Source organism: Stenotrophomonas maltophilia (assembly GCF_001274595.1).
GTDB lineage: Bacteria > Pseudomonadota > Gammaproteobacteria > Xanthomonadales > Xanthomonadaceae > Stenotrophomonas > Stenotrophomonas forensis.
The window spans coordinates 4,725,881-4,737,500 of sequence record NZ_CP011010.1 but is presented as its reverse complement, the minus strand read 5'-3'; the positions used below and the strand labels follow the sequence as shown (position 1 = coordinate 4,737,500).

Genomic DNA, 11,620 nt, shown 5'->3' with positions numbered 1-11,620 from the left:
TACGCTCAGCGCGGTCGGACATCGCGCACTGTGTGCAAAGGCATAAGCGTGCTTGACTGCAAGATCGACGGATCAAGCAGGTAGGAAACTAGGACTTAGTGATCCGGTGGTTCTGTATGGAAGGGCCATCGCTCAACGGATAAAAGGTACTCCGGGGATAACAGGCTGATACCGCCCAAGAGTTCATATCGACGGCGGTGTTTGGCACCTCGATGTCGGCTCATCACATCCTGGGGCTGTAGTCGGTCCCAAGGGTATGGCTGTTCGCCATTTAAAGTGGTACGCGAGCTGGGTTCAGAACGTCGTGAGACAGTTCGGTCCCTATCTGCCATGGGCGTTGGAGATTTGAGAGGGGCTGCTCCTAGTACGAGAGGACCGGAGTGGACGAACCTCTGGTGTTCCGGTTGTCACGCCAGTGGCATTGCCGGGTAGCTATGTTCGGAAGCGATAACCGCTGAAAGCATCTAAGCGGGAAGCGCGCCTCAAGATGAGATCTCCCGGGGCACAAGCCCCCTGAAGGAACCATGTAGACTACGTGGTTGATAGGTCAGGTGTGTAAGTACAGCAATGTATTGAGCTAACTGATACTAATGATCCGTGCGGCTTGACCATATAACCTCAAGTTGCCTTGGCTTTACGACAACGTCGTAAGAGCATCCAAGTGCACGCTACGTCACAAGAACTATGCGAGGCTGGCGCCTTGTCCCTAAGGGACGAGTGCGACTCTCCAAAAGCCTCCCTGGTGAAATTAGCGCTGTGGAACCACCCGATCCCATCCCGAACTCGGAAGTGAAACGCAGCTGCGCCGATGGTAGTGTGGCTCAAGCCATGCGAGAGTAGGTCATCGCCAGGGTTTACACCCAAAACCCCGCTGCTTGCGCAGCGGGGTTTTTCTTTGTGCTCAGGAAAATGCATTGGCCGGAATGCACCGGTAGATCCACGCCACATGTGGAGTGCTGCCGACCATGGTTGGCGGCTACCGATGAGATGGTCCGTGCGGGGTACCTCGTGGTGGCTGTCGGTAGACCCACGCCATGCGTGGCTGTGTGACGTGGGCCTGCGCAATGCGCATGCCGTGGTTGCCGGCCAGCGGCCGGTACTACCGATGGATCGATGCCGTCCTGCGACGCCCATCGAACGGGCCCTTCCCGTGATCCGTCACGCAGAGCACTTAAAAAAAAGACGGCGCCCTGCGGGCGCTGTCTCCAATCGATCCGGTTGCACGTTCCTATCAGGCGACCAGAGCGACCTCGCGCGCTTGCTGCTGGCGGAACACCGAGACCGCCTCAGTCAGCGTTCCCGCCTGCGACCGCAGTTCACGCGCGGCAGCAGTGGCTTCCTCCACCAGTGCCGCGTTCTGCTGCGTGGCCTGGTCCATCTGCACCACGGTCTGGTTGATCTGCTCGATGCCGATCGACTGTTCCTGCGAAGCGGCTGAGATCTCGCGCATCAGGTGGCTGACGCTCTCGACACCACCGACGATGCCCTGCATGCGCTGGCCAGCATCGGCCACCAGCTGCGCACCTTCACCCACCTGGCGGCCGGCTTCGTCGATCAGTTTCTTGATTTCCTGCGCAGCTGCGGCGGAACGCTGGGCCAGCACGCGCACCTCGCTGGCCACCACCGCGAATCCGCGGCCCTGCTCGCCGGCCCGCGCAGCTTCCACCGCTGCGTTCAATGCCAGGATGTTGGTCTGGAACGCGATGCCATCGATGACGCCGGTGATATCGCCGATCCGCTTCGACGCGCCCTCGATCGCCTGCATGGTGTCGACCACCCGCTGCATGGCGGTGTTGCCGTCACTGGCGGCATCCTGCGTGGAGGCGGCCAGCTCACTGGCCTGGCGGGCATGGGCCGCGTTCTGGCGAACGGTGGCAGTCAGTTCCTCCATGGATGCTGCAGTTTCCTGCAGGTGCGCGGCCTGGCGCTCACTGCGTTCGGACAGCGCGCCATTGCCGGCGGCGATCTCGCTGGCGGCGGTACTGATCGAGATGGAGCACTGCTGGATGCGGCCGACCATGCGCGCCAGCTGCCCGGCGGTAGCGTTGGCATCACGCTGGATCGCGGCGAAGGCGCCTTGGTACTCGCCATGCATGCGCCGGTCCAGATCGCCATTGGCCAGCGCAGAAAGCATCTGTCGCACTTCGTCGACGGTGCTGCCCAACGTATCGAGCAGCTGGTTGATGCCGCCGGTCAGACCCTCCAGGAAGCTGGCACCTTCGCCCGCTTGCAGACGCTGGTCGAGATCGCCTGCTGCGGCCGCGGCAACAATGCCGGCGACTGCGTTCTCAAGCGACAGTTCGTGCGTACGGTCATGCCACTCCACGGCGAAACCGAGGCGCACGCCCTGTGCATCGAACACCGGCGTGACCACCTGGGCGAAATGCACCGGGCCGATCTGCACCTTGCCGTTGTGCGTGACCTGCAGGCCATTGAGGATCGCGCGGATGCGGTCCGGATTGGCGTGGAAACGATGGATGCTGCTACCAACGAGGCGTTCGGCGTCGAAGTCAGGGAAGGCCTGGCGCAGCGTCGCCTGCTGGTTGCGCAGCAGGGCCACCACCGAACGGTTCACGTAGCGGATCACGTGGTCGTTGTCGGCAATCATCATCGCGGTGCGCGAGGCGTCCAGGGCCTGGCGGATCTGTGCGTTCTCGGCGTGCGCTTCAGCCTCGCGCCCGCGCTGGGCCTGCACGTGGCGGGCGGTATCGGCCAGCGCATGGGCCAGCGAGCCCGGTGCAAAGGCCGCGGTATCCGCATGCGCGCCCAGATCGGCACCGGTGGCGATATCGCGGGCCAATGCTGCGAGGCGGCGTGGGCCGTGGCCGAGCGCCTCGGTCTGCTGGCGCAGGCGCAACGCGACCTGGCCGAGGAACAGGGTCAGGCCGGCAAACAGCGTTGCCTGCAGCAGCGTTGGCCCGGCCGCGGCACCTTCCAGCAGCGGCTGCAACAGCGCGAGCGTGCCAACGCCACCGGCCAGCCATACCGGCAGGCGATCACGGTGGCTGAGCAGCACGCCCAGCAGTACCGCGATCGGCAATGCCGGCGACAGGCCGACCATCGCGCACAGCAATGCCAGTTGCAGAGACAACAGCAACGCCAGGCCATTGCGCGCGAGGCTGTGACCCGCCTGTGGGCCGGCCAGCCAGATGGCCGGCAGCACGGCGGCCGCAGCCAACGCGGCACCCGGCACGTGGGGCCCACGCAGGGCCAGAACAAGGCCAGCCACGGCCAATGCCGCGCTGCCGATCAGCAGTCGGCGATCAGCACGGCGGGCGAGCTGCTGCAGATGCGGCAGGCGGGCGGTATCGGGGGGGCGGGAGGATGCAGCGGACATCGGCGACTCCTGGATCAACAGACGGCAGCGGCCACGCCGCGACGCACGCATGAGCGCGTGGACTGGGCATGGACCGGGGATTCGGGGAATGCGACGTCATCAACGCCGCGGAGACAGCGCGCCGTGACCCCATCCTGTGGGTGACGGTGCAGTAGAGCGGGCATGCGGACTTCCTTGCAGAACCAGACACACGCCGCAGGCCCGACCGGGCCCGCGTGCTGCGGACGCAGGGGCCCGCAACTGATGTATCGGCCGCAAACGCGCGGAGTGAAGCGCGCGGAGGCGCGGACTCAGCCGGCGTTGTCGTTGCTGAAGAAGTGCAGGATCACCTCGGCAACCTGCGCCGGGTCTTCCATGTGCAGGTGATGATTGCCGGGAAACACCGCCAGCCGTCCATCGCGCAGGTGCCGCAGGCGATCGCTGCGCATGGGCTCGGGGTAATAGGACTGCGCCGGCGTGGCGTAGATCACCTGCGTCGGGCAGGCGATGGCCTGCAGCAGATTGTCGATCTGGCCTTCGCTGAGGCGGATCGCGGTGGGCAGCATCAGCCGCGGATCACTGCACCAGCGATAGCCGCCTTCGACCGGTTCCACACCGCGCTCGACCAGCAGTCGTGCGCAGTGTTCGCTGAGCTGGTTGGTCATCATCCGTGCGCGGATCGGCGCAGCCAGGTCGGGGAACACGCGCAACTGCTTGCGTGCGAGCGCACGCGTGGCATTGACATGCTCGCGCAGGCGATGCGCGGTTTCTTCCTCCGGCCCGCGCAGGCCGCCGAGTGCTTCGATCGCCACCAGCCGTTCGATGCGGTCGCTGACCGAGGCGGTGAGGCTGGCGATGCCGGCCCCCATCGAATGGCCGAGCAGGCTGAAACGGTCCCAGCCCAGTGCATCGGCCACATCGAGCACGTGGCAGATCGCGGCGGGCGTGGTGTAGCTGGCCCCCGCCGGAAGGTGCGCGCTGTGGCCATGGCCGGGCAGGTCGATGGCGACCAGCTGCAGCGAGGACAGGTGCGGGGCCAGCGGCACGAAGCTGGCGGCGTTGTCGAGCCAGCCGTGCAGGGCCAGCACGCGCGGACCCTCGCCGTGGTTGCGCAGGCCGGCGACGCGTGCGCCACCGACCTCGAGTTCAAACGGATGCAGGCTCATGCCAGTGAGGCCACAGCCAGCCGCGCCAGGGCGCGTGCGTGTTCCGGTTCGGCGTTGAGGCACGGGATGTAGCGCATCGTCGCGCCGCGTTCGGCCAGCGTTTCGGTGAAGCCCATTGCCACCTCCTCCAGCGTCTCCAGGCAGTCGGTGGCGAAGCCGGGGCAGACCACGTCGATCTGTTTCACCCCGGATTCGGCCAACGCCCACAGGCTGGGCTCGGCGTACGGCTGCAGCCAGCGCTCGCGGCCGAAGCGCGATTGATAGCCCATCTGCCATTCGTCCCTGCCCAGGCCCAGCGTGTTGGCAATGGCCTGGGCGCTGGCCTCGCACCGCTGCGGATACGGATCGCCGCCATCGGCCAGGCGTTGCGGGATGCCGTGGAAGGAGAACATCAGCTTCTGGCCACGGCCGTGCTGTTCCCAGTAGCGCTGGATGGAACCGGCAACGGCCTCGACCCAGCCCGGGTCGACCGAATAGTCGCGCACCAGGCTGACCGTCACGCCGGGGTTGCGGCGCTGCCAGGCATCGACGCGGTCTTCGACCGAGGCGGTGGTGGTGGTCGAGTATTGCGGATACAGCGGCAGCACCACGATGCGACGCGCGCCTTCGGCGGCCAGGCGGTCGAGCTCGCCGGCCAGCGCCGGTTCACCGTAGCGCATCGCATGGCGAACCCTGAGCGTCGGCAGCAGTGCCTGCATGGCCTGCGCCAGTTGGCGCGTATGCACCATCAACGGAGATCCGTCGGGCAGCCAGACCTGGGCGTACTTGGCCGCCGAACGGCTGCTGCGCAGCGGCAGGATCAGCCCGCGCAGCAGTGGCTGCCACAGCAGTGCCGGAATCGAGACCACGCGGGGGTCGGACAGGAATTCAGCCAGGTAACGGCGTACGGCGGGGGCCGTCGGCGTCTCGGGCGTGCCTAGGTTGACCGCCAGCACGGCGGTATCGGGTGCGTCGAGCATGGGATGTATTGTCGCCGATCCGGTGCCGCGCCGGCATGCAGGGTTCGGATCGCGGGCATAGCGGGCATCTATATGAGCAGGCAACGCTCATTGGCGATTCATGGCAACACTACTAATTTCAGTTACTTGCTATATCTTCCTATGGACTGACTTCTGGAGCCCGCCATGCGTCGCCCGATCCAAGCCCTGCTGATCGCCGCCAGTCTGCTGTCCAGCCAGGCCATGGCCGGACCGCAGGAGGACCAGCGCGCCCGCAACGCCGTGCGTGTGCTGGCCGAAATCCAGGGAATCCCTGAACAGGGCATTCCGGACAAATTGCTCGACGAAGGCCGCGCGGTCATCGTCATTCCCGACACGATCAAGGCCGGCCTGGTCATCGGTGGTCGTCGCGGCCATGGCCTGATGTCGGTGCGCATGGCCAATGGCGCCTGGTCCAACCCGGTGTTCGTCAAGCTCACCGGTGGCAGCATCGGCTTCCAGGCCGGTGTGCAGTCCTCGGACGTGGTGCTGGTGTTCCGCAACGACCGCAGCCTGGACAACCTGGTCAACGGCAAGTTCACGCTGGGCGCCGATGCCGGCGTTGCCGCCGGCCCGGTCGGTCGCAATGCCGCCGCCGCCACCGACGGCCAGTTGAAGGCCGAGATCTGGTCGTGGTCGCGTGCCCGTGGCCTGTTCGCCGGCGTCGCCCTGGACGGTGCGGTGCTGCAGATCGACGATGCCGCCAATCTGGACGCTTACGGCAGCAACACCACGCCGCGCATGATCTTCGAAGGTCGCGCAGGTGGTTCGCCGTCAATGGATGTGGTCGCGTTCCGTGATCGCCTGGAAGAGGCCACCTACGCCGCGCGCAACAACCGCAACGGCAACGGCGGCAATGCGCCGCGTCCGGCAGCGGCTCCGGCGGTCGCCCCGGCGCCTGTTCAGGCAGCGCCGGCCCCGGCAGAGGCCACCACTGCGCCGCTGCAGAACGTGCCGCAGACCCCGCCGCCGCAGCAGCAGGGCTTCCAGCCGGTCAACGACGGCGAGATCCGCACGGAAACGCTGGGCGGAAACTGACTTTCGTCACGCGCGCCGGCTAACAGCCGGTGCGCTATGCTCGACAGCCTGATCACTAACGTAACGAGCGTCTTTATGGGCAGTTTCAGCATCTGGCATTGGTTGGTCGTGCTGGCCATCGTCCTGCTGGTGTTCGGCACCAAGCGCCTGACCAGTGGCGCCAAGGACCTCGGTTCGGCGGTCAAGGAATTCAAGAAGGGCATGCGCGACGAGGACAAGCCGAACGCGCAGCTGGGCGACGAGTCGCGCAGCCAGGACGCCTCGCGCACCGCGCAGGACGAGCACGACCGTAACGCTCGCTGATCCGGAGCGGTTGCGGTGTTTGATATCGGCTTCAGCGAACTGCTGGTGATTGCGGTGGTCGCCCTGGTGGTGCTCGGTCCCGAGCGCCTGCCCAAGGCGGCCCGCTTCGCCGGTCTGTGGGTGCGTCGTGCCCGCAATCAGTGGGATTCGGTGAAACAGGAGCTGGAGCGCGAACTGCAGGCCGAGGAGATCAAGCGGCAGATGCAGGACGTGCGCCAGGGCATGCAGGACACCGAAAACCAGCTGCGCGCCAGTGGCGAAGCGATCCGTCGCGAAGCCCAGCAGGCACAGCAGCAGGGCGACGATCTGGCGCAGCAAGTACGCGCGCCGGCGCCGGCCGATCTGCCGCCGCACCTGGGCGAGCCGGCTGCCACGGACCAGGCACCGGCACAGGACGTCGCTGCGGTAGCGCCCAGCGCCGCCACGGCCAGTGAAACCAATGCGACGCCGCCGGCGCAGAACACGGAGCGCCCCTCATGAGTGAGCAGGATTTCGGCGAAAGCTCGCTGGTTGAACATCTGGTGGAACTGCGCGGCCGGCTGGTGCGCGCATTGCTGGGCCTGGGCGTGGCGCTGCTGGCGCTGCTGCCATTCACCCAGAAGCTGTACAACGCGCTGGCCGAACCGCTGGTTTCGCAGCTGCCGAACGGGCAGACGATGATTGCGACCAACCCGGCCGGTGCCTTCTTCGCGCCGTTGAAGCTGACCTTCTTCGTCGCCCTGTTCGTGGCGGTGCCGTGGCTGCTGTACCAGCTGTGGGCGTTCGTTGCGCCGGGCCTGTACGCGCGCGAAAAGCGCCTGGCGGTACCGTTGCTGGTGTCGTCGGTGGTGCTGTTCTACACCGGCTGTGCCTTCGCCTACTTCCTGGTGCTGCCGGCGGTGTTCCACTTCCTCACCACCTTCAGCCCGGACGTGATTGCGATCACCCCGGATGCGAACGCCTACCTGGATTTCGTGCTGGCGATTTTCTTCGCTTTCGGCGGCAGTTTCGAACTGCCGGTGGCGATGGTGATCCTGGTGCTGCTGGGCTGGGTGACGCCGCAGCAGTTCAAGGAAGGCCGCGGTTACGCGATCGTCGGCATCTTCGTGGTGGCCGCCGTGCTGACCCCACCGGACGTGGTGTCGCAGCTGATGCTGGCCATCCCGATGTGCCTGCTCTACGAGCTGGGCATCCACGCCGCACGCTGGCTGGTGCCATCGTCGGTAGTGAAGAAACCCGCCGCCTGAAAAAAGGGGACGGAGGGAATTAAGTCGTTTGTGCCGCTAACGACTTAATTCCCTCCGTCCCCTTTTTCGGTCAGGCGTGGAAGATGTCGCTGGAGGTCGGGGTGGTCGGGATCGGCGGTGCGGCGCGGCTGCCGCGGTGCACGAACATCTGCTTCCATGCGGCATAGACCGCGCCGACGTACAGCGGCATCAGTACCGTGGTCAGTACCAGCTGGGCGATGAAGGCTGCGGCCAGCGGGCCGCCGATCAGCATCGCGATCTGGATCACGATCACGAACAGGATGTACATGCAGAACGCGGCGATCAGGCCGAGCACGGCGAACACGATCATCGCGCCGATGTTCTCGATGCAGCCCTGCAGGCTCAGGCGCAGCGCGTGCATGCCGCTCTGCTTGTCGAACACCACCAGCGCCGGCTGGGTGAACATCGCCAGCGACAGCGCGACCGCACTCAGGAACACCAGCAGCATCCACAGCGCGATGCGCTTGGCCGGCAGGTTGGCGACCAGCGCGGCGGCATCGTCCGGCTTGATCTGCTGGCCGCTGCGGCTGATCTCTTCCATCTTGGTCATGACCTCGCTGAAGGCGGTGAAGCCCTCGCGGCCGATCATCATGAACAGCAGCGCGCCCAGCAGCAGCACCGCCAGCACCTGGATCGCCAGCGGCACCAGCAGGTGGCTGACGCGGTGGTCGCGGATCGGCTGCAGCAGGTGCGAGGCCAGGCCCGGGCGGCCTTCGTCGATCTCGCCGACGGCATACAGCATGCCGCCGAACATGATCGGCGAAATGGCCAGGGTCATCAGCTGCACGGCCATGCCGGCGGCGCCGGGAATCAACGTCGACAGCAGGGTCACCACCCAGCTCACCAGCAGCCAGGTCAGGCCGATCCGGGCCAGCTGCAGCGGCGCACGCCGGTACAGGGAGAACGTATCCAGCAACCACTGGGCGCCCGCCGAAGCCGGCAGCTTGCGAATCTCTTTCATGGACATCCGGGAGGGACAGGAGGGGGCCGGGCGGCTGCCCGTGGCGCCGATTATCCCTGTTTTGCCGCCGGCTGGGCTGAAGACAGCCGCGCCTGGCGGACGAAGCGGCGCAACAGCTGGCGGGCCAGCGGTGCGGCGCTGACCGCGCGCTCGATGCTGCGGGCACAGCCGCCGTGGCGGCCGATGCAGTCGGCGCGGGCGCGCACGTAGCCACGCATGTGGTGGGTGGCGAATTCCGGATGGAACTGCACGCCCCACGCCTGGCGCCCCCAGCGGAAGGCATGGCAGCCATCCAGCGGCGAGCGCGCCAGTACTTCGGCACCGTCGGGCGCGCGCAGCACGGTCTGCAGATGGGTGGCGTGGGCGGCGAAATGCTGTGGCAACCCCTGGAACAGCGGGTCCTGCGCGGCCTGTGGCTGCAGTTCCAGCTCGATCGTGCCGGACTCGCGGCCCGCTGGGTTGTAGGCCACCTCGCCCCCGAGCGCGTGCGCCAGCAGCTGATGGCCGTAGCAGATGCCGAACACCGGCAGGTCGTCGTGGGCGGTCCGGCGCAGCCAGGCGGCGCTGCGCTCGCTCCATTCGGCATGGTCGGTGACGAACGCGGCCGAGCCGGTCACCAGCACGCCGGCGAAGCCGTGCGGATCGGGCAGGGCGCCACCGTGTTCGACATCGACCACCACCGTCTCATGTTCTTCCAGCCCGGCGGCGACGCGGATCCAGTGCGGGAAGCGCCCGTAGCGGCGCAGTGACGGCACCGGGCGGCCGGTTTCAAGGATCAGGAACGGAGCTGGGTTCATCCGGGGGCGGCAGCACTGACAGGACTTCCTCGATTGTAGTCAGCCCCTGCGCCACCTTTTCAAGCCCGGCCTGACGCAGGGTTCGCAGCCCTTCAGCCCGCGTGGCGCGGGTGAAACCGGCCAGGTCCATGTCGGCGCGGATCTGCCCGCGCAGCCGCGAGCCCAATGGCAGCAGCTCATACAGGCCGATGCGGCCGAGGAATCCGGTGCGTCGGCACTCCAGGCAACCGACCGGCCGACAGGGCGTGGCGGCATCTGGATATGCAGCATGGCTATCAGCCAGCACCGCCCAGTCGGCGGCGCCAAGGCTGTGCGGCTGCTTGCAGTGCGGGCACAGCGTGCGCACCAGGCGTTGGGCGAGGATGCCGTTGAGGGTGCTGGCCAGCAGGTAATGCGGCACGCCCAGGTCGAGCAGGCGGGTGACTGCCGAGGGCGCATCGTTGGTGTGCAGGGTGGACAGCACCAGGTGACCGGTCAGCGAGGCCTGCACCGCCATCTGCGCGGTTTCCAGGTCGCGGATCTCGCCGATCATGATGATGTCCGGGTCCTGTCGCAGCAGGGTGCGCACGCCACTGGCGAAGTCCAGGTCGATGTTGGTCTGTACCTGCATCTGGTTGAACTCGGGCGCGATCATCTCGATCGGGTCTTCCACCGTGCACACGTTCACGTCCGGTGTGGCCAGCCGCTTCAGCGTGGAATACAGGGTGGTGGTCTTGCCCGAGCCGGTCGGGCCGGTGACCAGCACGATGCCGTGCGGGCGCTCGACCAGTGCATTCCAGCCGGCGGCCTCCTGCGGGCTGAAACCGAGCTGGTCGATGCTCTTGAACGCGGCATCCGGGTCGAAGATGCGCATCACGCACTTTTCGCCGAAGGCGGTGGGCATGGTCGACAGGCGCATCTCGACTTCGCGGCCGCCCGGCGAGCGGGTCTTGATGCGGCCATCCTGCGGGCGCCGGCGCTCGGCCAGGTCCATGCGGCCCAGCACCTTGATGCGGCTGACCACGGCGGTCATCACCGCCGGCGGCACCTCGAACACCTTGTGCAGCACGCCGTCGATGCGGAAGCGCATGCGTCCCATCTCGCGGCGCGGCTCCAGGTGGATGTCCGAGGCGCGCTGCTCATAGGCGTACTGCAGCAGCCAGTCGACGATGTGCACGATGTGCTGGTCATCGGCGTTGACGTCGCCGGCACGGCCCAGCTCGACCAGCTGTTCGAAGCTGGGCAGGGTGGTGCTGGCCTCACCGCGCACATCGCCGCGGGCGCCACGCACCGAACGGGTCACCCCGTAGAACTCCATGGTGTAGCGGTGCAGGTCCAGCGGATTGACCACCGCCAGCTCGATGCGGCGCCGGGTCAGGTGCTGCAGGTCGCGGCGCCATTCCTGCACCAGCGGCTCGCTGGTGGCCACCAGCACGCGCTCGGCATCCACCGCCAGCGGCAGGAAGCGGTGGCGGCGGGCATAGGCATGCGACACCAGGGCCGTGACCGCGGCGACGTCGACCCGGGTCGGGTCGATGCGCAGGTAGCGGCAGCCGGTACGCTGCGCCAGCCATTCACTGAGGCGTTCCAGGGTCAGTTCGCCGCCGCCGTTGGCGGCCAGCTTGAGGTTGGACAGCAGCACCAGCGGATGCACTTCGCTGGCGTTGCGCGCACCCTGTGCGGAGAACCGCATGCGCTCGCGGTCCTGCTCGGCCACCAGGCCATCGGCGATCAGCGCCGCGGCGATCTGCTCGAAATGCAGGCGGCCCCAGGGCAGCGGAACGCCGCCCGCCTCGCCGGGCGTGCCCACCGGCAGCCGATGTTCCATCTGCCTGC

General features: G+C 66.9%; 10 protein-coding genes and 2 rRNA genes (1 of these 12 only partly in view). 6 read left to right on the top strand and 6 right to left on the bottom strand.

What is annotated here, in order from left to right; all coding sequences use genetic code 11:
• Positions 1–612 (top strand): 23S ribosomal RNA (locus VN11_RS21400) (it extends 2,268 nt beyond the left edge of the window).
• 126 nt (positions 613–738) lie between these two features.
• A 5S ribosomal RNA gene (gene rrf, locus VN11_RS21395) occupies positions 739–853 on the top strand.
• Positions 854–1,231: 378 nt separating this feature from the next.
• Here rrf and VN11_RS21390 read toward each other — a convergent pair.
• The 3 genes from VN11_RS21390 to hemH all read right to left on the bottom strand — a co-directional run bounded on the left by VN11_RS21390 (position 1,232) and on the right by hemH (position 5,441).
• Complete coding sequence (locus VN11_RS21390; protein WP_053451186.1) at positions 1,232–3,337, bottom strand: methyl-accepting chemotaxis protein; 2,106 nt, start codon at positions 3,335–3,337, stop codon at positions 1,232–1,234.
• A gap of 290 nt (positions 3,338–3,627) precedes the next feature.
• Positions 3,628–4,482, bottom strand: coding sequence for an alpha/beta fold hydrolase (locus tag VN11_RS21385; protein ID WP_053451185.1), 855 nt, complete (start codon positions 4,480–4,482; stop codon positions 3,628–3,630).
• Entirely contained in the window at positions 4,479–5,441 is a 963-nt protein-coding gene (hemH, locus tag VN11_RS21380) for a ferrochelatase (RefSeq protein ID WP_053451184.1), read from the bottom strand. The genes VN11_RS21385 and hemH overlap by 4 nt, the downstream gene beginning before the upstream one ends.
• 165 nt (positions 5,442–5,606) lie before the next feature.
• On the opposite strand from hemH, the gene VN11_RS21375 reads away from it, so the two are divergent.
• The 4 genes from VN11_RS21375 (at position 5,607) to tatC (ending at position 8,026) form a co-directional block, all read left to right on the top strand.
• On the top strand, positions 5,607–6,497 hold the full coding sequence (locus VN11_RS21375) for a lipid-binding SYLF domain-containing protein (protein ID WP_053451183.1): 891 nt from the start codon (positions 5,607–5,609) through the stop codon (positions 6,495–6,497).
• A 75-nt stretch (positions 6,498–6,572) separates the two neighbouring features.
• Positions 6,573–6,800: a Sec-independent protein translocase subunit TatA gene (gene tatA / locus VN11_RS21370; protein ID WP_005420453.1), complete on the top strand. Its 228-nt coding sequence runs from the start codon at positions 6,573–6,575 to the stop codon at positions 6,798–6,800.
• A 15-nt stretch (positions 6,801–6,815) separates the two neighbouring features.
• A complete protein-coding gene (gene tatB / locus VN11_RS21365) occupies positions 6,816–7,280 on the top strand; it encodes a Sec-independent protein translocase protein TatB (protein ID WP_053451182.1) in 465 nt (154 codons plus the stop codon).
• Positions 7,277–8,026: a twin-arginine translocase subunit TatC gene (gene tatC, locus VN11_RS21360; protein WP_008267959.1), complete on the top strand. Its 750-nt coding sequence runs from the start codon at positions 7,277–7,279 to the stop codon at positions 8,024–8,026. Before tatB ends, tatC begins: the two co-directional genes overlap by 4 nt.
• Positions 8,027–8,096: 70 nt before the next feature.
• Here tatC and VN11_RS21355 read toward each other — a convergent pair whose 3' ends face one another.
• From VN11_RS21355 to VN11_RS21345, 3 genes are read right to left on the bottom strand one after another with little or no spacing between them, the layout of a single operon-like run.
• A complete protein-coding gene (locus VN11_RS21355; protein WP_049455838.1) occupies positions 8,097–9,008 on the bottom strand; it encodes a BPSS1780 family membrane protein in 912 nt (303 codons plus the stop codon).
• Between the two features lie 50 nt (positions 9,009–9,058).
• Positions 9,059–9,805 (bottom strand): glutamine amidotransferase, encoded by a 747-nt coding sequence (locus tag VN11_RS21350; protein WP_053451181.1) that lies wholly within the window; start codon positions 9,803–9,805, stop codon positions 9,059–9,061.
• On the bottom strand, positions 9,777–11,612 hold the full coding sequence (locus VN11_RS21345) for a GspE/PulE family protein (RefSeq protein WP_053451180.1): 1,836 nt from the start codon (positions 11,610–11,612) through the stop codon (positions 9,777–9,779). The genes VN11_RS21350 and VN11_RS21345 overlap by 29 nt, the downstream gene beginning before the upstream one ends.
• Positions 11,613–11,620 lie beyond the last annotated feature (8 nt).